This is a genomic window from Desulfosporosinus sp. Sb-LF (assembly GCF_004766055.1).
In the GTDB taxonomy this organism is placed as follows: domain Bacteria; phylum Bacillota; class Desulfitobacteriia; order Desulfitobacteriales; family Desulfitobacteriaceae; genus Desulfosporosinus.
Map to the genome: position 1 here is coordinate 1 of NZ_SPQR01000014.1, position 24,025 is coordinate 24,025.

General features: G+C 38.2%; 16 protein-coding genes and 1 rRNA gene. 3 read left to right on the plus strand and 14 right to left on the minus strand.

What is annotated here, in order from left to right:
• From E4K68_RS16995 to E4K68_RS17020, 5 genes are all read right to left on the minus strand, one after another.
• A 16S ribosomal RNA gene (locus E4K68_RS16995) occupies positions 1-59 on the minus strand; the annotation flags it as partial.
• Between the two features lie 599 nt (positions 60-658).
• Positions 659-1,510 carry a DMT family transporter gene (locus tag E4K68_RS17000; protein ID WP_135380117.1) on the minus strand — a complete coding sequence of 284 codons (852 nt, stop codon included), beginning with the start codon at positions 1,508-1,510 and terminating at the stop codon, positions 659-661.
• A gap of 896 nt (positions 1,511-2,406) precedes the next feature.
• Positions 2,407-3,621, minus strand: coding sequence for a thioredoxin-disulfide reductase (gene trxB, locus E4K68_RS17010; protein ID WP_135380119.1), 1,215 nt, complete (start codon positions 3,619-3,621; stop codon positions 2,407-2,409).
• Between the two features lie 20 nt (positions 3,622-3,641).
• Complete coding sequence (locus tag E4K68_RS17015) at positions 3,642-3,968, minus strand: thioredoxin family protein (RefSeq protein ID WP_135380120.1); 327 nt, start codon at positions 3,966-3,968, stop codon at positions 3,642-3,644.
• A 206-nt stretch (positions 3,969-4,174) separates the two neighbouring features.
• Positions 4,175-6,058, minus strand: coding sequence for an aryl-sulfate sulfotransferase (locus E4K68_RS17020; protein ID WP_135380121.1), 1,884 nt, complete (start codon positions 6,056-6,058; stop codon positions 4,175-4,177).
• 296 nt (positions 6,059-6,354) lie between these two features.
• On the opposite strand from E4K68_RS17020, the gene E4K68_RS17025 reads away from it, so the two are divergent.
• Together E4K68_RS17025 and E4K68_RS17030 are read left to right on the plus strand one after the other, a co-directional pair.
• A complete protein-coding gene (locus E4K68_RS17025) occupies positions 6,355-7,290 on the plus strand; it encodes a LysR family transcriptional regulator (RefSeq protein ID WP_135380122.1) in 936 nt (311 codons plus the stop codon).
• 192 nt (positions 7,291-7,482) lie between these two features.
• Entirely contained in the window at positions 7,483-8,868 is a 1,386-nt protein-coding gene (locus E4K68_RS17030) for an MFS transporter (protein WP_135380123.1), read from the plus strand.
• A 958-nt stretch (positions 8,869-9,826) separates the two neighbouring features.
• Here E4K68_RS17030 and E4K68_RS17040 read toward each other — a convergent pair.
• The 3 genes from E4K68_RS17040 to E4K68_RS17055 all read right to left on the minus strand — a co-directional run bounded on the left by E4K68_RS17040 (position 9,827) and on the right by E4K68_RS17055 (position 15,769).
• The gene (locus E4K68_RS17040) at positions 9,827-10,867 is read right to left on the minus strand and encodes an SGNH/GDSL hydrolase family protein (RefSeq protein ID WP_135380124.1); all 1,041 of its coding nucleotides are present in this window, start codon (positions 10,865-10,867) and stop codon (positions 9,827-9,829) included.
• 10 nt (positions 10,868-10,877) lie between these two features.
• The gene (locus E4K68_RS17045) at positions 10,878-12,254 is read right to left on the minus strand and encodes an MBOAT family O-acyltransferase (protein ID WP_282433001.1); all 1,377 of its coding nucleotides are present in this window, start codon (positions 12,252-12,254) and stop codon (positions 10,878-10,880) included.
• A gap of 1,280 nt (positions 12,255-13,534) precedes the next feature.
• Positions 13,535-15,769 (minus strand): 3'-5' exonuclease, encoded by a 2,235-nt coding sequence (locus tag E4K68_RS17055; RefSeq protein WP_135380127.1) that lies wholly within the window; start codon positions 15,767-15,769, stop codon positions 13,535-13,537.
• Between the two features lie 487 nt (positions 15,770-16,256).
• Here E4K68_RS17055 and E4K68_RS17060 point away from each other — a divergent pair, with 487 nt between their 5' ends.
• A complete protein-coding gene (locus E4K68_RS17060) occupies positions 16,257-17,870 on the plus strand; it encodes a recombinase family protein (RefSeq protein ID WP_135380128.1) in 1,614 nt (537 codons plus the stop codon).
• 609 nt (positions 17,871-18,479) lie between these two features.
• Here the strand turns inward: E4K68_RS17060 and E4K68_RS17065 are convergent.
• From E4K68_RS17065 to E4K68_RS21685, 6 genes are all read right to left on the minus strand, one after another.
• A complete protein-coding gene (locus E4K68_RS17065; protein WP_135380129.1) occupies positions 18,480-19,082 on the minus strand; it encodes a hypothetical protein in 603 nt (200 codons plus the stop codon).
• Between the two features lie 97 nt (positions 19,083-19,179).
• A complete protein-coding gene (locus E4K68_RS17070) occupies positions 19,180-19,671 on the minus strand; it encodes a hypothetical protein (protein ID WP_135380130.1) in 492 nt (163 codons plus the stop codon).
• A gap of 339 nt (positions 19,672-20,010) precedes the next feature.
• Positions 20,011-20,325: a hypothetical protein gene (locus E4K68_RS17075; RefSeq protein WP_135380131.1), complete on the minus strand. Its 315-nt coding sequence runs from the start codon at positions 20,323-20,325 to the stop codon at positions 20,011-20,013.
• Positions 20,325-20,855, minus strand: a complete 531-nt coding sequence (locus tag E4K68_RS17080) for a hypothetical protein (RefSeq protein ID WP_206751210.1) — start codon at positions 20,853-20,855, stop codon at positions 20,325-20,327. The genes E4K68_RS17075 and E4K68_RS17080 overlap by 1 nt, the downstream gene beginning before the upstream one ends.
• A gap of 378 nt (positions 20,856-21,233) precedes the next feature.
• Positions 21,234-22,682 carry a virulence-associated E family protein gene (locus tag E4K68_RS21680; RefSeq protein WP_348982871.1) on the minus strand — a complete coding sequence of 483 codons (1,449 nt, stop codon included), beginning with the start codon at positions 22,680-22,682 and terminating at the stop codon, positions 21,234-21,236.
• Complete coding sequence (locus E4K68_RS21685) at positions 22,675-23,646, minus strand: hypothetical protein (RefSeq protein WP_348982872.1); 972 nt, start codon at positions 23,644-23,646, stop codon at positions 22,675-22,677. Before E4K68_RS21685 ends, E4K68_RS21680 begins: the two co-directional genes overlap by 8 nt.
• Between the last annotated feature and the right edge of the window lie 379 nt (positions 23,647-24,025).

Below are 24,025 nucleotides of genomic sequence, written 5' to 3' on the forward strand. Positions count from 1 at the left end.
TGCATGTGTTAGGCACGCCGCCAGCGTTCGTCCTGAGCCAGGATCAAACTCTCCAAAAAAGTTATTTCAACTTCTGTATTGAAGAAGATGATGACTTGCTCATTGTTTCTTGAAACTCTTTCGAGTTTCTCTCATTGGCTGTCCTTGTTGTTTAGTTTTCAAAGACCATAGATTCCGTTGACCCGCTTAGACCAGATCTAAATCTTAGCATTTTCAACTCGCGTTGTCAATCACTAATTTGCATTGTTTCGATTATAAGTTCGAAGTTTTTACTCCTTACTCGTTCAATCACTATACTTTTTCGGCCTGTTTTTGGCTGGAAATATAATTTAACATTTACATCCCTTGTTGTCAACAACTAATTTTGATTGTTTGTATTGTTCGATTGAGAAATTCGCAAAATGCTCACAGTTTAGTTCTAAAATTAAATTCTGTTAATCCAAAAGAGCGGATGGCCAGCCATTCCCCTTTTGTGATTAGACTCTTTTATGTTTGGGATCTCATTATTTGGAAAGTTACTGTTCAGCTGGTTCAATATAATTATTCATTTAATTTAGATGACAGGCAGGGGTAAATGAGGGCTCTGTATTGGATCTATAAAAGCTTATGATTCCACTTGAAATCATAAGCTTTCTTTCTGCGGTTATAATCAATTATTCTATTTGTTTGAAATCATTGTAGATCCCAATATAAGTACTCCTCCTAGTATTTGATAGATTCCAAATGGTTCCCCTAAAATAGCTACTGCAAAAATTATTGCAAACACAGGATCCAAGTAGCTATATAGAGCTACGCTCGTCGAGGAAAGCTCTTTATAACTTGAAAAATACATTTGATACGCAAGCCCCGTATGTACAATCCCCAAAATAAGCAACATAACAATTCCATGTAGGTCTAATAAAATCCACTGCTGGATTGGACCTTCAAATAACACAAGTGGAGCCAAAATTACCGCTGCCATCATTAGTTGAATAAAAGTAGCCGATTGAATAGGAATATGCGTTCCAAACTTACGGTTAATAAGCACTATGATAGCGTAAAACATTCCCGACACTGCCCCGAATGATATGCCCATTAAATTAGCTTCTTTTATATTTAACGATGTTGCAACTATTAAAATCAACCCACAAAATGCAATTATAACACTTAGAACTTGATTAGATGAGAGTTTTTCCTTTAATAAAATTGGTGCTAAAATCAACACATAAATGGGACACATATTATATGCCAATGTTGCATTGGCTACGCTTGTAAAGCGGTATGCCATAAAGAGTGCGACCCATGCAAGTCCTATCAGCATTCCACTTAGCATAACAGGTTTTGCACTTTTGTTCTTGATAAACGAGAATAATTTCTGCTTATCCTTCCTAATAAAAGCATAAACAACTGGTAGTGCGATGATCGCCCTGCTAAAAGCAAGTAGTGTCGGGGAAATTGAAATATTCCGAGCAAAAACACCTATACTACCCCAAATAATCATAACAAATATTATTTTTAATTTACTGCTCACATATTTACCTCAACTTACACATTAGTTTTCTTATTTTCAAGAAACCCTTTAAATTTTCCTGACTGAATTGATAGTTATGGCTTACTTTTTTCCGAAATTGATCTTAATATTATTCTACTCTAACTCCCAAAATTCCTTTTAGACCACAAAAATTCCCCTTATCTTCGTCCCACTCTTTAACACACAAACAAAATGCGTTGGCGAGATGACTTAAATCTCTCACCAACGCATTGAATATTTGTTCAAACGTTCTGACCGTTCCACTCATATTATAGATTTGTTCCACGGCTTCCTTTTGGAAGAGCACAAACAACTACGGCAAAAATACCAACGGCATTGGCAACATTACATATCGAAAAATGTTCCTGTGTGCAAACCTTTCCCCAAAACTGTCAACCCAAACTGCTCAATGATGTTTCCGGGGACGTATTATCTTATTAAAAGTTGCAAAATTACAGAGGAGCTCCAGAGCCCCAGCCAAAAGGGGCTTTTAGCTATTTTTTATATTGAGACTTACTACTGTCTCCACGTGCGTGGTGTGCTCGATTTGTCGGGTTTGAAAACACATTTAAATAAAAAGCAGATTTGATGTGATATCTTCAAATCTGCTTCCATTAATTAGTTATATATGTTTATCTAAAAATTTAAATACCTTACTGCCGCTGGGAAAAGAGTTTCTCCACTAAACCAATAATTAACAGCCACTACAGCATAGCCTTATTTAGCCCTGTAAGTTCATCGTTTATTTCGCCGGAATTTTTATCACCCATTTTAAATCCACCACCATAAATAGCTACAATTACAGGGAATGGCCCGTCTCCTGAATTATAGGGATGGCTTCTAACATCATAGATTTTAAATTGTCTACAGTTAAGTATTAAAGAATTTTATAATAATTATATGATTTGTGCCTTAAGTTTAGCTTTATCCATACTACATCCTAGTTCTTTAACCTTCTTCCCTTTATCTAAAACAATGACGGCAGGGACAGCTTTTATCTCATACTTTTCTGCAAGGTTTTTCTTGGTAGCTAAGTCTACTTTAACAATTTTATAGTCTTCATTATGCTCTCGCTGAAGCTCCTCCATTAAGGATGAAAACTCCAGACTTTCTGTGTTCGAGGCATTGAAGAACACCAGTAAAACTTTTTTATAGCTATTAGCGATATTGGTCTTGAAGGCATTGAGTTCTTCAATGTAGCGCTCAGCAGCTACAGCTGCCGTAGCCCCATCTCCAGCCGCCGAAACAACTTGTCTTAAATATTTAATTCGATTATCCCCAACCGCATAAACACCCTCCAGATTCGTTTCCATCAGGTTATTGACAGGGATATATCCCCTCTTGTCCATCTCGACGCCACTCTCTTTAAGATATTGCGTAGAGGGAACCATTCCAACAAAGAAAAATACACCCTGGCATTCTAATTCTGAAGAGTCGCCTGTTTTTAAGTTCTTTATTTTAACCCCTTTAACACTTTCTTCGCCCAATACTTCTTCTACCGTGGAGTTCCAGATAAACTCCATTTTTTCTTTACGAAACGCGCGTTCAGCACTGACTTTATTGCAATCCAAGATTCCTTCATCATGGAGCACAATAACTGTAACTTTTTTCGCAAACTTGGTAATATACATGCCTTCCTCGATGGCTTGGTCGCCGCTTCCAATGACAACGACGTCTTCCCCTTCGAAGAATTCAGCATCACAGGTGGCGCAATACGCTACTCCACTACCTTGGAGCCGTTTCTCACCAGGGATATTCAGGAGCCTTGGCTCACTACCGCAGGCGATGATCACAGCCTTAGCTGTAAATTCCTTCCCCTTTTTGGTTTTGATCACTTTATCTTCTTGGGAAAAATCGGTACTTACGACTATATCTCTTAAAAACTCCACGCCAAATCTCTCAGCATGTTTCTTAAAGTCAAGCATGAGATCAGAGCCACTAATTTGTCCGTAACCAGGGTAATTAACAATTTCACGTGTCGTATTCACTAAACCGCCGACGGCTCCTTTGTTGATGATAAGAGTTTTAAGCTTAGCCCTACCCCCATAGATAGCAGCGGATAATCCAGCGGGTCCCCCGCCAATAATTATCAAATCATACGAATTAACCATTTTCTCATTTCACCTCATGATTATGAATTCAGCACGTCTGTAATTTTTTCCTCGACGTCTTCTTCCTCAACCTTACCTGCTAATTTTCCTTGGTATTCGCCATCTTTAAACAAAAGAATTTGAGGAACGCCTTTTAAGGAGAATCTTTGGTATAAGGCCTTGTCTTCCTCAACATCGACATAATAAAAACTAAACTTACCTTCGAATTGCGGCTGCAAATCTTCTAAAACGGGCACGACACCCTGACAGACATGACAGCTTTTTCTTGAAAAGATAACTAAACAGGGCTCTCCATTATCGTAAATTACTTCTTCGAAGCGGCTCGAATTCAATTTTTCTAACGACATTTTTTCTTCACTCCTTTAAAATGATGATTTTTCTAACCGATTGGATTTTAACATCTATTGGACAGAAGAAATGCTCCCCTACAGTAACAGATTTGTTATTATCTATTATCTGTCTACTTTTACGGGAGCATACCAATATCTGAGAGACTAATCACCACGTCGCATTGCATACATAGTGTTCGAAGGAACTAAGTATGCATACACTCTTAAAGTTTCGCTGAGAATTGAGTATCATATCGTTTATTATCTATATTTAAATAAATATTGAAGTCACCCGCTAATCGTTCCCTACTAACATAGAATTGGAAATCATTATCGTTTTGCTCCTCAAAAGAAACACATGCTGCGGTAACATCATGAACTACTGTCGGAACTGAGTAGAACTTCGATTCGTTTTCGTCTTTTAATTCAAGAAAGACTTCAGATCCTTCCTTAAATGTTGCCCGAAGAGCTAATCTATCTTCTTCAAGTATTAACGAGAAATTGTGTTTTGCCGGAACTTCTCCCTCTGCGTCTTTAAATTTAACTTTAAATCCAAACTCTGGAGTTATTCCAAATCCACCCAGGAATTTTCCTTTACCAAGAGCAAAGTTGGTCGTTTCGTCATATAACGGAAGTCTTCTTGCCCGATAATAATTACCGCCTTGAACTTTCAATTCGTATTTAACTTCATCATTTTGTACTTCAACAGTGATGGATTCTAACGTTAAATGGATATGCTCGTCTTTATATTTATTCAAGAGCATTGCACCTAAACCATCGGTATGTTTTCCTCTATAGGTGGCAATACCGCCGGAGTGAATCATATAGTGTCCTTCATTATAGTAATCGACATTACAAATATAAGGGGAATAAAATTCTACTCCTCTTTCTTTACCATACTGCCAAATTTGTTCGATTTCCATTTTGTCGGTGTCAATTCTATAGATAACCCCTCTGGAGAAATTGTGGTCAGGTGAAATTCTAGTAGCTTCGTTTTTAGATCGATAGGTTCCGTTATCAAAGACGAATACATCCCCATTAGGTAGAATTATTGCGGCATGTTGTTCGTACTGCCAGTCAAAATCACCTATAGTTACGTTTTTAAAGAAATATTTTTGCCATTCTTCTCCCCAACCTTCTGGGTCACCGATAATCCAGTTTAATTTTGCAGTATCATAATCGAGGTTAATAATCGCATCTTTGTGTCTGCCGGACATGGTAATAGAATTCGTCGCTTTGTCATACCAAACAGCGTTGTTGTGGAACCAATCATGGTGGTTCCAATCTCCCGCGTTCCCTTTTTCTCTTGGTAAGATATTAAGAAGATCCCAGGATTTAACGACTTCCCCTGTTTTTCTATCGATCTCAACGACATAGTCTTCAACAGATTCATCGAAGTCATGATCCGAAGCTGCTAAGATGTTGCCATTTTCTAACTCTATTGCATCATGGTGAAACCCGCCCGGCAACCGATATTCTGTATAGATTTTACCGCTAAAGTCCATTTCCATAAGTCCAACCGTATAGTACGGTTTTTGGATTGTCCGGTAAGACGTTACCAAAAGCCTTCCATTTTCTAATCGTTTAATATCCCAGCTTTGCTTATTTGTGATAACCCATCGTAAATCACCAGCATAATCAAATCCGACCGTTTTGCAAGATTCAATTAGAGGAGTAGTCGTTGAGATCATCATTAGGTCTTTCCCGAAATACTCTGAGGTGGTATGGCAATATAGAGCTTTATTGACATCTAATTCTTCAATTTTAATTTTTACTTGTGACGTTTTACCATTGTCGAGGGTTATAAGCACAGTGTTTTCATAATTATCATATAATCCATAAATCGGTAATACATGTTCTTTTGTAGTAGCAAAGGTATGTGTTAGATCACCTTCTACTGCTTTACCTTTTACAGTTATTTGTGCTGTAGTTCTCTCATCTGTGTTAAAACAAATGACTGCAGCAAGTGGATTAATCAAATATGGGTTTTCGACAACAAGTGGGTTTTCTAAAGTATAATTTCCCGACCTAAGCTCAGCCAAAAACTTTTCTTCGGACTCGGATTGTAGTGTAATCAAATGTTGTTCTGTTTTTAAATAATTGCTCAAGAGGTTCACTCCTTATCAGATATCGGGCCGTTTGTCCTTGTTCATTTAAGTACATTATACATTTCTCAAAATACGACATAAAACACAACTTCATTGTTTAGTTCACAACGCTTTGTTGTGAACTAGAACGCATAGTCGAAAAGAATCTGTTGCATACAGACCCTCTTGGGATATACTAACGAAAACAATAATTTTTAGGCAGCGACAGGTTTAAGTGCCGTCATTTTAATCGCAAAGGTCAGTAAATATTTGGATCTTACTACATAAGGCAGAATTTAATAGGAAGTGAAATAACGATGCGTATCAGTGACTTAAAACTTTTAATAGAATTGTCTCATTCGAAGTCGATTACACTTACGGCTGAGAAAATGCATATTTCCCAACAAGGTCTGAGCCAAATGATTGCGCGATTGGAGCAAGAGCTTGATGTTATATTATTTCATCGGAGTCGACAGGGAACGACCCTAACGGAGGCTGGCCAAAAGACCGTTCTCACAGCAAAGGGGATTATTGAAAAGTATGATGATTTAAAGGCTGAGTTAGAGCTGCTTGGCCAGCAGCAAAAGTCCCCGATCGTGGGTGATCTGACCCTTTTTCATTCCCATAATTCAGGTACAGCAGTTTTGCCCAAGGCTTTAAAATTTTTTAAGTCTAGATATCCGAATGTTAACTTAACGCTTAAAGAAAGTTCACCTTTAGAAACCGTTGATCGTATTAAGGATGATCCTGCAGCGGTGGGGCTTATAAACTTTCCGGAAGCTTATTACCAGGATCCTGAAAAACAAATTTTGTTTTCCTGTCCCGAGTTATTGTATAAAAAACTTTTACGCGATGATTTAATCGTCTGTATTCCGAAATCCTGGTCATTAAGCAAAGATCAACTTGCTTCGGTCAATGAATTGGTAAAACGTCCAATGGTCTATTTCGATACAAAGCAATACGATGAAATTATATCGTTAATTTTTCAGGTAGACGATCAGTCACCCAAGGTATTTTTAAAAACACTTAATAATGAATTATTCCGTCAAACGATCATTGATGGGTTAGCTATGGGTGCTCTTTCTTCGCTTGAGTTGAGTGATTATCGGCTTTTGAAAGAGTGTACTGTTCAGTCAGATCTGCGCTTAAAGCTCGTTTTTACCTGGGTGAGTTCAGCGAATTGCCCCATGTCAATTCCCGCACAGAAGTTTTTAGAATGTCTAGAGCTATCCTTAAATACAACGAATGAGTAACTACATTTTGTTGTGCTAAAGGACAATGAGGTTCTGTTATATAGTGCTATTAGGATTATGTATAATACGATTGAGAGAATAAGTACAAACAGAAAGAAAGGAGATTATCCATAATCCTAGCCAAACTAAAGAGCAATGGTGCCTTTTGGTAATAACTAAAGAAATAATACACAAGGTATAGGAGGATAGCCTATGGCAGTCGAGGCGCACAAGAAAACTGATCTTTCTAAGGAACTTCTAGGTACTCCAGCTAAAAACGGTAAGATCATTAATAATTATTTTGACGGCTTAGAAGTGACATCAACCCATAAGTTATTATTTTACATTATAATGTTAGCCTATTTCTTTGAGCAAATGGATAATTGGAATTTTGGTTTCATTGCTCCCGCGTTAATGAAAAGCTGGCACCTTGACTTGGCTGCGGTCGGAAAAATAAATTTCGCCTATTTTGTAGCCATGACCCTCGGAGGGTTAACGGGTGGTATAATATCGGACTTTATTGGACGCAGAAAAACATTTTTAGGAGCAATTCTTCTCTTCTCAGTCGCTTCGATCGCTAATGGTTTTGCTCAAAGTGTTGAAGTTTTTACAATAACTAGGACATTAACAGGTTTTGGTATCTTTTGTATGATGGTCACTTCGCAAGTATATATTGCAGAGATGTCACCCGGAGCCACTCGTGGAAAGTGGCAAAGCTTAACGGCTTCAATTGGTTTCCTGGCAGCCCCTTTAGTAGGGCTTTTATGCCGCATAGTTATTCCACTGAGCCCAGAAGCTTGGCGCTATATTTTCTTCTTGGGTGGATTTGGATTTATTGGATTCATAATGGGTCTCAAATATTTAAAAGAATCACCGCGTTGGTTAGTTACTAATGGTAAGAGAGAATCAGCAGAAGAAGTCATTGAACAATTAACTAATGTAAAAGTCGACTTGACTGAAGCAGCTTCTAAAGTCGAACCTCGGGTTAAAACATTGGACGTTTTAGTCGGTATATTTTCACCGAAGTATATTAAAAGAACATTAATTATCTTGTTCTTTGTTCTCCTAACAGTCCCTGCTGGGTTTGTTATTACGAACTGGACACCGACCCTATTAAACCAAAGAGGGTTAAGTGTTAATGATGCTTTAACAGCTTCCTCTCTCCTTATGTTTGGCGTTCCGGCAGGTTGTTACCTATCCTCCTTGATCGCTGACAAAGGCGGTAGGAAGATTCCAATGGCAGTCATGGCTATTTCGGTCGCAGTATTATCTGTAATCTTTGGACAAATAAAAGGGTTTGTTCCTATTGTACTTTGTGGATTCCTAATGATAGCTGTTAATATGGCTATGAACTTCATAACATTTAGTTATATTGCTGAGAATTACCCAACAAAAATGCGGAATACATCAACTGGAATTCATAATTCAGTAGGACGTTTAGCAACTTCTGTTCTACAATTATATATTCCTGTAGTTTTTGCCCAATATAAATTTACAGGTGTTTACAATATGGTCGCGATTTTGGTTTGTATTCCGGTAGCTGTTTTATTACTATGGGGGCTAAAAACGGGTGGCAAGTCGCTTGAAGAAATTTCTTAAAAAATTAGCAAAGCAAGTAATTTTAATACTGCAACTCAGGTAATTTTTAGATCGTAAAACTGCTGAAAGCATTAAGTTTTTGGCGGTTTTTTCTGTTACTATGGCATAATTAATTAAATTTTTGCGAGTTAATACTAATAAATAATCAGACATGTCTCCAGTAGAAAATTAGATCCCAATTAGCAGGTGAATTAGCACTGTTTTCTAAGAAATATGTTTCCTTAGTCAAGGGGATACTCCTTTTCTTGTCTGAGGAAACATATTGAGCCAGTTGCAAAATTAAGTAGCGTTAAGATTAATGGTAGTAATCCCAATACATTTACAAATATCAGAAATGTATATGCAGCAACACATTTAGTAGATTCTGGAGATCCCGTTACTAATGCAGCTGCAACATTCCAGATAAATGTGGACAACACGGCAGGGATTTACTCACCAACTGTTGAATCAACATCAGCTGGAAGTACAGTTACTATTCAGTAATTGTAAGATTCCACCACAAGGAATCTTCCCCGAAGTCGTACCCCCTTTAGATTCAAATAGATTATTTTAAAAGAGCTTTCGCTATACGGAGGGCTCTTTTGTCGTCTCGCCATTATATATCGTAAGCGCATGAGAACTAGGCAATACCTATCTGGCAATACAATACATATATTCCCCACACACCACGACACAAAAAAATAACAACCTACTCTACGACCCGCTTATATCAATGGCTTTAACTCAACACCGATATAGCACTACCAAGCATTCCACGTGCCTGTTTGTGGGAACATATGGCCCATAATAGCCTACAATGAAGTAACACCAACGCGCGCTATCACGTTAAAAGTGCTATATCTTTATTCTGACTTATACCAACCGTAAATAATTTATTAGATCATCAAGACACAGAAAGCAATACCCACTTTCCGGTTGAGAAGATGTGTCAATATCCGAATTGATTGGGGCATGTGATTTATGAACTTTTGTTCTCTACTGAAAGAGAAGCAGCTTGTGAACGCACATAATCGGAATTCCATTGAGCATATTTATTATCCGTTCGATGATCTACCAAACTATAGTTTTCTTTTAGGAATTTTCCCATATCCATAGTAACTTTAACTGCACCCCAAATATTCACGTGCCCTGCATTGTTCATATCTTCTTTAAAGTCAAACCCTATGTCACTCATTTTATCGCAATAATTAATAAATGGTATATTATTCTCCTTAGCAATCTCTGCTACCTTATTAAACATCTCAATAGGCTCTTTGACCCAGCTACTTGATTCACCCGGACTGTTATAATCATAGGGGGTATTAGTAAAGATTAACTTAAAGCCATCTTTTTTAGATAGGTCAATGATTTTAACTAGATATTCCATTGTCTTAGGTGGAAGGTCTATCGTTTTTGTTGTAGAAATATTACTTGAATCATCCTTTCCATATTTTTCGATACCAGCCTCAAATCCTTTTGCATAATTCGCATTAGAACCATAATTGAAATCCTTTGCCGTTAGTTCCTTCCATCTATCGTGATATTCGAAAATTGGAAATAAGTAATCTATTCTATCTTTAAGTGGTGTACAATTTATGATGGCAACAAGTTTATTCATGGAAAAATTCATATTATCAAGAACATATCTGACATACCCTTCTTCCCCATATTCGTCTGTTGAACCTAAATAGTATAGATCCATAACAACAATAGGGTTTTTATGTTTTTCGAGGACCTCCTTAAGTAAATAATAAGTTACATCTATGGGTTGTCCTCCGGTTGCATAGTTAAAGCTAGTTATACCATATTGATGCCATAATACATTCGGGTCTAAACCACCGTTCATATGACTTGAACCCATCAAAACAACATCATAAGCATCACTAGGCTGATTATACAAGCCTTCAATCAGCTTATCGCGATGGACTGTTTTTAGTATAAATATAGAATTAAGAATTGCAATAATGGACATTAACAAAACAAGAAAAACGGAACCTTTTACCATTGCCTTTCTAACCACGGATAACCTCCTAAAATTGAAGATAGATAAACTGTTGAGGATTAAACCTCGGTCCATATATGCCGAATATCAGAATAATTACGACAGTGGTTAAATATACAGACCATCTAAACACTATATTTTGTTTGGATAATTCACTACGCAGATTTCTGGTCCTTTGCATCATATTTACAACTAAAACCACACCTACACAAAGTATTGATATTGAAAAGTCCTTCTGGTCTAATCCCAGTTTAAAAATAGAACCATCAATAAAAATCCACGGATTAAAATAGAACATTTTCCTAATTAATGTTATAGCAATAGTAAATGTGCCAGCCTTGAAAAATATCCAAGCAAAATCAACCAGTGCAAACGTTACCATTACCTGAAACAACTTTAAACCAAATCCTTTTGTATTAATATTTAGTTTTTTTATCATAGTTTTCTTAACAGGCTTGAGCATGTCACCGGTTATTTGATAAATACTGTGTATTGCTCCCCAAATTATAAAGTTAATTGCTGCACCATGCCATAAACCACATACGAAAAATACAACCAGGATATTATAATAATATCTTAACTTACTACACCTGTTACCTCCCAAAGGGATATATAAATAATCTTTAAACCATGCGCCAAGAGTAATATGCCACCGTCTCCAAAACTCTTTAATTGATTTCGAAAAATATGGACGTTCAAAATTCTTGGGTAACCTGAATCCCAGGACTTCCCCTGCACCTATCGCTATATCTGAATAGGCTGAAAAGTCGCAATAGATTTCGAAAGCATAGAACAAGGTAGCTATGGCTATTTCAAATCCTTGATAATTACTAGGATTTTTATATACGGTATTTACCAATTCCCCTAACCTATCAGCAATGACTGTCTTTTGAATAACTCCCCATAGCATCAAAATCAATCCATTTTTCACTCTATCATAATCGAATGAGTGCTTCTCATCAAATTGATGTAGCATATTTTTCGATTTTCCTATGGGTCCGGCAAGCAGTTGTGGAAAAAATGATACAAATAAAGCATATTTGCCTAAATTTTTCTGAGCTTTAACATCATTTCTGTAAACATCAATAGTATAACTGAGAGCTTGAAATGTATAAAAGGATATTCCTACTGGCAATATGTAATCAAATGATGGTATATGAGTATTAATATGTAGAAACGAAAATATCTCTACTAGGGTAGTACCAAAAAAATTATAATATTTAAATAGAAATAGAATACCTAAGTTACTTAAAAGATTCAGGAAAACCCAGAATTTTTTAAGCCTTACAGATCGTTCTTCGTCATATTGTTTATGTTTAGTTTCTTTTTCTATTAACAAACCACTACTATACGTTATTAACGTTGATGTCGCAATAAAAATACAATATATAGGATTCCAGCTCATATAAAAATAATAGCTTGTGACTAGAAGCCAAATCCATCGGATTTTATGAGAAATTGCAAAATAAACAATAGCCACAAAAAAGAAAAATATTAAAAATTGTATTGAAGTGAATAACAAACCTAAATACCCCCATTTAAAACCCTTCACACATTAAATTTTATTAGTCTATCCGTCTATGAGGGCTAATAAACTCTGTAAGCTATTTATTCCATAGAATTTTCAAGACAGTTGAATCGGCATTATTTACATTATGAAGTTATTATTATTCTTGCATAACCATTTAAAACTCATTGTTAGTTTTTTACATGTTGGTAACGTTAACATTTTACGGAACACTCTTCATGAAAAAATATTTATATACTATGTTGCTTTTACATAACTGCACAAATTCAAGTAACAGCTAAACGGACTATTTAATCAGAATGAACTAAAAGCTACCCAAAGCAATCTTTTTCAACCCCGACCGGCATTTTGCTTTAAAGTATCTCACTCACCTCAACTCGCCCTTAACACAAACTCGAGCATCGATCGCACCTTTACTTTATTGACAACCCTACTCTTGTTCCATTCGTTATTTTTCTCCCAAAGGCAATAATCAAAGCCACAGCGCTGTCAATACGCTCGTCACCCATTCCTTAGACACCGCCTATCCTGATTTTTCTTGCACATCTCCCCTCGTCCACTCTTCAACTCAAAAACAAAATGCGCTGGTGTGAGACTCTCTATCTTCTCAACCAACGCATTAAATATTTCTTCATCGAATTCTTGCAGCAACGAATCCCTTCTGTTTATTGTCTCTAGAAATTTATAAACGGGAATGCGAATCCCTAACTTAATGTACAATCTTATGTTCATCGGCTGTCATTTTCCTTCCCCCTTCAAAGTATTGGATTAGAATTTACATTAACGGGTGCTAAGTACCTTTTTCTTCCGCGAGAGCACTTTCGATCGCTTAGATTATTCCACTCTAATATTTCTACATTTATCGCTCACATCCTCCCTGGATAGCAAATATATTCCAATAATAAACAAAAAATCCAGACCGTTTCAAAAAAACGATCTGGACAATATATTTCCCTGTACGCCTCAAACTCAAAAAAGAATATAACCCTTCTCAAACCCGCTCATACTAAGGCTTCCACTCAACGACAATATAGCACTATTAAGCACTCCACGTGCCCTGTCACCCCAAAAGAGCTATATCTTATATAATCTTATTACCGTGATCAGAGGGAGTGAATTTGCTAATCCAAACTTTAGAAATGTTTTATAATTCATAATTAGATCAATGAACTTTTATCTCCTTTATAATATATTACGAGCCGATGGAGCGCTCGTGTGCAAGCAATGTACAATAATTGTTTATCAAAATCACTCGAATAGTTTTCCTTACTAACATCGTAAACGATTACAACATCAAATTCTAAACCTTTGGCCACATAAGAAGGGATGACCAATACACCTTTTATAACTTCTCCGCCCTGTGGTTTAATTTGGGTAATTTGTACCGATGTTTTTAACCGAGAATACACTTTTTCTGCATCTTCCTGAGTTTTACATATTACAGCTATAGATTCATACCCTTGCGCTGTATACTTTGCAATTTCTTCTATGAGAGCCTTGTCCATGGACTCAAATGTTTCTTGGTAACAAACCAAGGGTTCTTCACCATGCCGTTCGATTGAATAATATTTTTTTTTGCCATCTTCACCTAGAAGTTTCCGAGTAAAGGCGTTTATTTCATATGTTGACCTATACCCTTTATTTAAAGACAGCTTAATCGTTTTTTGTTGATTGAGTATCTCAGAAATATCATCATAGACTGAACCATCTGTTGCTTTTTCAATCGTCTGATGAATGTCTCCCAAGACAGTATAAGACGCATTTTTGTACAAAAGTTTAAAAACCTCATATTGCAGGGGAAAATAATCCTGGGCTTCATCAATGACCACGTGTTTGATCTCAGAAAACATATCATTCCCTTCAATCTTTAACTTAAGATAAAGAAGTGGAGCATAATCCTCATAATGCATTTGCCTACTTCGAAAATTTTGTTGAGTTGATGAAACAATTTCTTCAATATTCTTTGGCAGTTTTAGTCCTTGCGACAATTTAACCAACAACCCAGGGTTATTGAAAAGCAGTTCGTACAACTGTCCATAATCAACGATCGAAAATTTCTGAATTCGTTCCCGAAAAGCTCTAGCTTGTTTAATGGCTAATAATCGACTGAATGACTTTATTTCAAGTTCATGCTCCTTATTTTTCTCTACGATCTTTTCCAATCGATCAAGCCTCTTTTTCTGTAATGGGCGAAACTTTTCCAAGAGTCTAGATTCAATTCTTTTGAGCTGTTTTGCCATCGGAATATCCATCTCATTGTTTAGAAAACGATGCTTTAGCTCTTGCCTTGTCGCAAGAATCGTTCCATTATAATATACATCGTCGAAGACAATTATTCGATGCGCATAATACCATAATAGTCGATCTAGAATTTGTTTAAACATCCTCGAACCTTTGAAATCAATGCTTTGACGCCTTTGGTCTCCTGCAGTCTTAGTTCGAGAAATTATCAACGTTTCGAGCTGCATATCCCGCGTTTCTTCTCCAAACCTGCCTTTAAACGCATCTAATACCAGATCATCGAAAATGCTTTGCCTCACGTTTTCTTCTCCGAGCTCGGGGAGAACATTAGAAATATAGTGGCTAAACACGCTGTTCGGAGAAACTATCATGACATCGTTCGACTGAAGCTTGGAATCAATGCCCTCATATAAGAGGAAAGCAATCCTATGCATTGCAATCGATGTTTTGCCACTACCCGCTACTCCTTGTACAATTACTAGCCCATGATCATTATCCCTAATAATTACATCTTGTTCCTTTTGAATAGTTTCTATAATATTTTTCATTTTAGCGGAAGTATTATGACTTAACACTTCCTGTAGAATGTCATCGGTAATTCTGATACTACAATCAAAAAAGGATTTAAGCTTAGAATTTCGAATTTGATATTGCCTTTTCAATGAAACATCTCCCCGACTAATTCCGATCGGAGAGTCATACATTGCTTCACCTAGTTCATACCTATAGAATATGCTTGAAACGGGCGCACGCCAGTCATAAACGTATACTTGACCTGTGTTCCTATCCATTAAATTGTAAAGTCCAATGTATATTTTTTCATTTTCACTGAAACCCTTTTCTATAAAGTCAAACCGTCCAAAGTAAGGAGAGCTTATCATTTTCTTGAGTTTCTTAATACGCTGTGAATTTGTATTGCAATCTGAGATTTGATTATTAATCTGCGAATGATATAGATTCATGTCAACAAGACTCTCAAAATCGCTCGAAACATGAATGGTGTTTTCATACATATCCTTTCTAGCGGCAATTAAATCACTCTTTTTCTCTGCTAAATCGTCCCCTTCCCCTTTCACCTCTTCGGTAATAAAAGCGATTGTTTTACAAAGATACTCAATTTCCTCTTGATGATCTTCATGATAAATGTCCATTGGATCACACTCCTAAACTAAGAATCTTAAAAGCGCACTTGACATTCACATAGTCTTTATGCTACAATAAAATTGAGAAATATGGATTTTATAGTGGTTTTTTATGTCTTTTTCATTATACAACTAAACGTATCCTAAGTATAGTAATAGTTAGTGTATCCGGTCAATCTTATTTTTACGTTTCTTTGATGAGGTTGAAATACGTTAAAAACCAGCTTCGAAATGCTCCCCCGTCATGACAGACAGATATATATTATTAAGATGCTCAGGTCTGATTTCGGTATTATATCGGAATCAGGCTTTTAGGTTTTTCTGTAAGCTCTTGTGTTAATGAAATCAATGTATTCTTTCTTAAGCCATTTTCACTATCCTACTCCACTATTTCCACTACCCTCATCCCACTTTTCAATTCAAACACGAACGGCACGAATTGCAGCAAAGATTATGGGGCAAGCTATTTGTAGGATGAGGAAAGGGAGATACTAAAATGAATAACCACAGCTTAGACCACGGATTGAGCAAGGTAATAATGCCTAACAAAGCGGCGATTTACGTTAGATGGTCCACTGACGAACAAACGGACGGCAACACGCTCAGTATTCAGTTGGGAGCCTGCAATCATTACCTGAAAAGCCAAGGTTGGCAGGTAAATGAGAATTTGGTTTACATTGACGAAGGATGCAGTGGCGGAAACCTAGACCGGCCAGCTATGAAGAAGCTTCGTAGGGACGTCAAAAAGGGTTTAATAGATTGTGTGATCATCTGGAAGATAGACCGTCTTTCTCGAAGCATTGTTGATACGGTTGATCTAGTTCTAAACGAGTGGAAATATTATTGCTACGTCAAGAGTGTTAACGAACCATTCGACACATCCACACCAATGGGAATGATGGTGCTTACCTTACTCGCGAGTTTTGCGCAAATGGAGCGGGAGAGTATCTTCCTTCGGACATTCAGCGGTAGGGTTAAATCTATTGAAGAAAGGGGCAAAAGTCCCGGAATCAGAATGCCTTACGGATACAAAAAAGGTGATGAACGGGGAACGTTCAAAATCATAGAAAATGAAGCAGAAATCGTCAGAAGGATATTCAAGGAATACATTGATGGCGACGGAATATATGCAATTACTTACAGGTTAAATGAAGAAGGCATACCATCAAGGACAGGTAAATCCTGGAGCAAAGATACTCTGAGTAAAATGATTGCCAATCCCATTTACACTGGGAAACTGATTTGGGGTAAGATGCAAAATAACCCAAAACGGAAAATGGAAGGTGAGAAACGCAGGCTTCATCGGGATAATCCAATCATCCGGCAATTATCAGAAGATGTCTTGAAACCGATTATTTCGAAGGAGGATTTTGAGAAAGCTTGCGAAATACGCAAATCAAGAAATGTCTTTGAACATAAGAAAACGTCAGGTAGAATTTTTGACAGCCCAAATTTACTCGCAGGGTTGTTGCGCTGTAAAAAGTGTGGGAGCTCTATGTATGTATATAAAAGAACAAATTCCGTCTACACTTACTATGCTTGCAGAGGCCACCGCGAGAAAGGGGTATCCTTCTGTGATTCCGGATACATACGGGAAGAAGATGTCAATCAGCTGGTGGTCGCTGAAGTCAAGAAAACATTTTTAACCGGTGAAACTAATCTATTGGAGATTATTTCAGAGAGGTATGATACCACCCTCCGTGGATTGCAATTAGCACAAACCTCCCTAGAAGCTAAACTTAAACAACTTGATGCAGAATATGCCAAAGTCTTTAAGGACTATCGAAAGGTTGATGGTGGCATCAGCGCAGAAGATTTCAATGTTATAAAGGCGGATATTACGCAGGAACGAAACGAGGTTAACCGTAAGTTGGAAAGTTGTAAAGAGGAGTATGAGGCTCAAACTTCAAAAGGGATTGACGCGTCCGAGATTATTGCATTTTCACAATCCTTGACGATCTGGGACGAATTAACCTTCTCTGAACAAAAGAGATTACTATATAAATGGATCGACAGAATTGAGCTCAACAAAAATAAAGGCAGGTTCGAAAAGTTCCAAATTAAGATCCGTTTCCAATCAATGTTAGAAGATACAGAGGAAGCCATTTAGATTGAAGCCGTGGGATTTTCTCACGGCTTCTCTTTTTTTCTCAAATAGGCATGGGTCAAAAATTCATCGAGTAGTCGATAACCTTCTATAACTGCTTCTGGGTTGTAAATAAATTGCACCTCGACTTTGTTATCATCGTCGTATTGCCGTTTCGTAATAACGCCTCCAATCTAGAGAACGAGTTGACCAGATTTCACGGAATAAACCTGGCCAGCGAAGAATAAGAAGAAGCAGCCACCCAGGTGCTTTGACCTTTCGTAGCTGCTTCTGATTTAAAATTCATTCTCACCTGTCAGTTTTTAAAAACTTTCCTTCTATTATAAATACATTCAGACCTTGATCGCTGTTTGCACTTTTCAAGCACGAGTGCAGACGTTGGTTTAAGCTATGTTTATTGCATGAACACCCACTTGCCCCAGAGTTAGCTACAAACGCAACACAAGCCAACGTCGCACGACACGGCTCTACTCATGTGTAAGCAGCAAAAAGGAACCCCCTTCGGAGTCCATCTTTCGGGCCTGCTACGTTCCTCTTGATCCAAGGTTAAGTAGTTAACGGAGGCAGGACGCGTTATAGCGAACCAGGCATAACCATAACATGTACTTACCTTTACTTTACATGTTCACTCTGAGCGGAATGGAAGTCAAGACTGTCATCGCCTATCAGCCTGATCTTCTCAATCAGTTTATCAAATTCGAAGATTTCTCGTGCCAGGTCTCTTTTCGCTGGATTGTCGCACCAGTTTGAGTGATCTTTGTTCTTCAAGAGGATAAAGCAGGCCGCGACATCGGGTGGCAAATGGTTTTTAATCTTCTCATTACATTTAATTGTTTTTCCATCGATAACTCTGCTCGACTCTTTCGTTTCTTCAAAATCGTAGCCCAATGCACGTTTGAATAGCGCATTCTCGATTTCTGCAACTGCCATTTCTCTTCCCCTGTTTATAGCTTCTAATAATTCAGGGTATCTATCCTTGAAGTCATTCAATGTTGTTCGGTTAACACCTAGATTTTTACATATTTGAGATTCGGTTAAACCATTTTTTGACCATCCTTCTACCATCTTAAGTCTACTTTTAACTAGGGACCATTTAGTCCTTGCCATATTAACAATAACCTCCTTTGTTCTTACAATATTGTAAAGGTTTCTTAAGGGCACTGTCTTGTCGCAATAATATCTCCTTAACAGTTTCATCGTAGAATAATAATCCATTATAGATAAATATCCGCATGAAGATCAAAGGAGCTCCTGAAGTGGTCCCTCTGAAGTTTCACGTTAAGATTGGAGCACATACTCTTTGCAGCATTTACTAAAGTGTTTCAATCTCATGACTCTTATTAGAATGTGTTCGGTAAAAATCTTCCCTTACTTTGGCACTTATTTCATTAAAACGCTGTATATCTTCATTGGGATAATCTAACATGAAAAGATCAATTTCATCTCCTAAAGGTTCATCGAGATCCATCAGATCTATCTTTGCCAAGCTGGGATAACAATCCCAAAATTTAGTAGGGAATACTTGCATAAATTGCCTTAGAGTAGCATTGACCATTAAATTTTTTATGCCTAATGAAGTCAGGAAAAGTGCACTATTTTCCAAGGCGTTGTTCAATGGGCAATCTAAGAAAGCCTTTAGTCCATGATACGACGTAAACATTAATTCTTGCCCAATATCTAATGATTCTAATTCCTCCCTAACTGAATCTAAAATTTGCATATGATGTTTAAATCTAAGTCGGTGGTTCTCCCCTTCGGGTGTTCTGGTTGTAAATTCATACCAGTTGTTGTTATATTCATTCACAATTAAATACCTCCAATTTTTTCAATCGATTAGAACTATAGATCCGCACCTTTATCAATACTTCTGTATTTTTCAACATATCTGTTTCCCCTTTATGAAGTTACTTATTTTTTTACAGTTTAACCCACCTCCCTAAAATACTGTTAAGCCAATAGTTTTCGAACGTTCACATATCACTCGCTTAAGCAGGACCAATCAACTGAGCACCAAAAAAGGAACCCCTTCTGGAAGTCCCTCAGATATTTTTGCTGGAGCTATTTCAGCTCGTCCCTGGTTATTCATCATAATAGCCCCCTCGAACTGATCTTGCAGATTTTATCGCTAGTATTTCGGGCCTTCTTAGTTCATATATTCTTGATCATTACCGTATTTCTCACATAATTGATCAAGTACTGCTTTCAGCTCTGGCAACGTTCTAACGTCGCGAACTATTTCTACCGTTTTCGCTGTGTAATTTGCACCGTCCCTTATATCCCACACCTGGACATAATTACACGCATTGGCTTTTCGCGGATCACTTATGCCGCTAACCTCGACGTCGAAGCCATTATTCAGGTTTCTGTAAAGGCAGTCTTCGAAGTCAATTGTTTGCACTTCGTAAGGCTCGCCTAAATAATCTAAAGCCATTTTCATGTTTTCCGTAATTTCCATCATCACATCTTCCTTTCAATTCCTTGGCTATACTCCAATGCTAAATTTTTTCGCAGTATTGAAAATCCCCATTCCAGCAAACTACATTTTCGACTATCGTAGTTATCGTTTACTCGCTCAACAGCATTTATAACCACGAAAGACCTTATTTGAAATAGTGATATATCCTCGTTTAAATAGCCAAACATGAACTCCTCAATTTCATCACCAATAGGGCAATCCATATCCATTGTCCTCATCATTTCCATGGTAGAATAATAATCTCCAGCGTTCCTCTTCGCAATTGGGAATGTAGCTATAAACTGCCTTGGGGTCAGATTGCTCATTAGGCCGTTAATTTTATCTAACAAGATTAACCTAGCTTTAAAAGATTCGTTATCTCTCAGATCATTTTCTTCCCATTCACTATTAAAAGCTTTTACTCCTATGAAAACTGCGGACATTAATTCAGTTACCCGTTCATGAGAATGGGTTGTAACCAATTCATTCAATTTTCGTTCAAATGCTCTAAGATAGAGCTCCCCTTTAGGCACTTGATTGGTACATTTCAACATGTTTTTTCCTCGTTTCACTAATGAATTGAACATGCTCACCTGCCACCGTTAGGTCGAACACAGCCTGTCTAACCACTCCTGTACCGTTCGGTTGCCGAGTTGCCGATTGCCGATAGTTTTTTAAACTTCAAATACACAGGGTTGTGCCCCCCCCCCCCCTACCACTATATATATAAAATAATAATACTTTAATAATCATCGGCAACCTAGGCAACCTGACCCCTTATCCCTTGGTGTGCCTGCCTTTCAGCGGTTGCCGATATCGGCAACCATCGGCAACTTTCGGAAGATGTCGGCAACTTTTTAGCACATTTTCAGTCATAGGAGCAACCGTTTCACATTGTTCTCGGCAACCATTTATTGTGTTCTCATATATGCCCTTTGAACCCCATATAATCGAAATTTGAGTTTACCATCTTTATTGCCGTCGTACTTTTCCCATCCCTCGATCTGACGCATCAGACCATGTATTTCATCGACTTCATACCTTTTAGACGCCGCCATGTCTTTACTAAACAGCTCACACCATATTTCTGAAACACAAACTCTGTCACGCCTTACAGTGCCACTTGTGACTTTTAAAAGCTCATCGCCGTGAATAAAATTTCTTCTTTCATAAAGATCTTTTTCCTCCCAGTTTTCCGGTAACAACATATCTAAAAAATCCTGGATTACGCCTAAACGCTCATCGGATTCCATTGCCGATTTTTGTTGCTCGTAAGCTTCTGTTTGGGCTTCTCCCTCAAGGAAAAGATCCTCTCCTTCTTTCCAAGCCGCTAGTGCTTCTGCCCAGACTTGATCAACAACATCGTCACTCAATGTCCAAGGCGCTCTGTCCCCTGGTACCTCCGTCACCGTAACTGGCCAAAATCTCCGGTTTCCAGTACTGTCTCGCAGAAAACCAGTTTCATTGTTCGTGCTCCCAACAATAATACATTGCCGAGGTTGCTCCACTGTTCGGCGACCATAAGCTGGTCTGTAAATATCACGCTGTCGGCTTAAGAATGCCTTTACAGCTTCCAGTTCAACCTTCCGGAGTCCAGATAATTCAGCTATTTCAAGTAACCAATAACCTGATAATTTTTCCGCACCTGTTTTATCTCGGGCATCATTCATACTAAGTGAGTCATTGAACCATTCTCCGCCAAGGCGATTAAATATAGTGCTTTTCCCTATACCTTGCCGACCAACCAAGACCAGCATAGTATCGAATTTGCAACCAGGATTCATCACTCGTGCTACTGCGCCCACTAATGTTTTCCTAGTCACGGCCCGTGTATAAACTGAATCCTCAGCTCCAAGATACCTAATAAGCAGATCTTCAAGCCTTGGTACACCGTCCCATTCAGGCAAATTTCTCAGATATTCTCGAATAGGGTGAAAAGCCCTCTCGTGAACAACTGTCAATAATGCATCATTGAGTTTGGGCGGCGACCATATTTTATAGATATTATCCAGATACACTCTCAAGCTTGAGTCGTCCTCATCACTCCAATTGACCCCTTTCCAATCATTGTTATTGCGCCAAGGCACTGGTTTCAATAGTACAATCGTACCTTTATGCTGGTTATACGCTATACCCTGAAGACTCGGGTCGTTGCGTATAATTAACACTAGATTTGACAGGGAACCGACTACAACACCTTTAGTGTTATATTCCAGTTCTTTCAACCAGTCCTTTGAAACTAGCGGGATATTAAGGGATTGTTGTGCTAGTTCTAGCATTTCTTCGCCCATAATAAGTTTCACTTGATCATCGGCCAAAGCAAAATCAACCATTGCATTATACGAGGTTAGTTTATTCATCGGCGTCTTCCTCGACTTTCTTATCAAGTTGTCCAAACTTATGCAGTCTAACTAAGTCAAAAGCGTTACAAAGCCTACCGCTGCACGGGTCTGTGGCGTGGTGGCTGAATGCGAAAGTGTCGTTCTCATAAATCACTAATCCTCCAGATGTTGATCCATCGAGATAGGTGTACCGATCATCTGTGTTGTCGCATGGCGCGTAGACATCCGGGAGGAATGTTTCGATTGCTTCGCTGATTGAATATGCCCGACAAAAAACCCCGACAACTCCTTCCTTTTCTAAGGGATTACCTTGCTTAACCGCCGACTTCTTTCGCTCTTGACCAACTCGCGATGACACTGGCCAGCTTGAACTGTCTGTCCAATCCGGGTATAGCGCGAGGACGTCATCTGGATCAAGCAAAGGACCATCCTGGTACTTAAAGACATGCTCCCCATCGCTTGACGTGCTTCCCCAATACATCAATCGAGAAGGGGAATATGTGGTGTCATCAAATTGTTCGATGCCGATGCCCCACGCAACCATATGTGCTATAGCCATATACTCGTCCGGCGACACATCTCGCGATAGTAGTATCACGAGCCTGAATCTTGGAGCCTCAGCTGTGTGCTTGTGCGTACTGTAAATGCAGCAAGCACATTTGGTATAGCTTATTATGGTGAGCCACACATTCAATAAAGCGTGGTCAAGGTCAAGCGTTAGTACGCTGCGATATTCCACGCTCCCGTTCTTCCTAATACCTCCCCGGAGTTTGCCACCGACGAAGCCACCGATGTCCTTGAAGTCATCCTGCATGACTTTCGACATATCACGGTATTCAGCAACAGTTTCTCCGGTGTACGTCGGCTGTGCCAACCTTTCAAACAGCTTCGAGCCCGCCATCTCTATGATTTCCAGATTTTTATCTTTTCGTGAGATTGCGATGGCAATAGTAATTGTTCTGTCATGATCCAATTTAATCATCAACAAGCCTCCCTTTCATCCTACTAGCTTTATTAATTCGTTTAGCAGAACTCTATCCTGGTGGGTGCTGAATGACAAAAAGTAGGACACCTTAACTTCGAGGTGTCCTACTTCGCTTGGTATTTGGAGATTAATAACGACGTTTCTGAGCAAGTGACTACATTTGTCTACAACTTATAATCAGTCTATATGATTGTTAATTCTACCAGCTCCTTCTGCATTAACTTTGTCGATAGTTCACTCTGCTCTTCGGTGTAAAAAGGAAGTCAAACTGAGCAAGCGCTGTGAGAGGAGATTAATACAAAAGGCCCTCGGACAAAGATTGCCCAAGAGCCTTAATGGAAATTTGACATTATTAATATACCCCACAGTAGTGTGC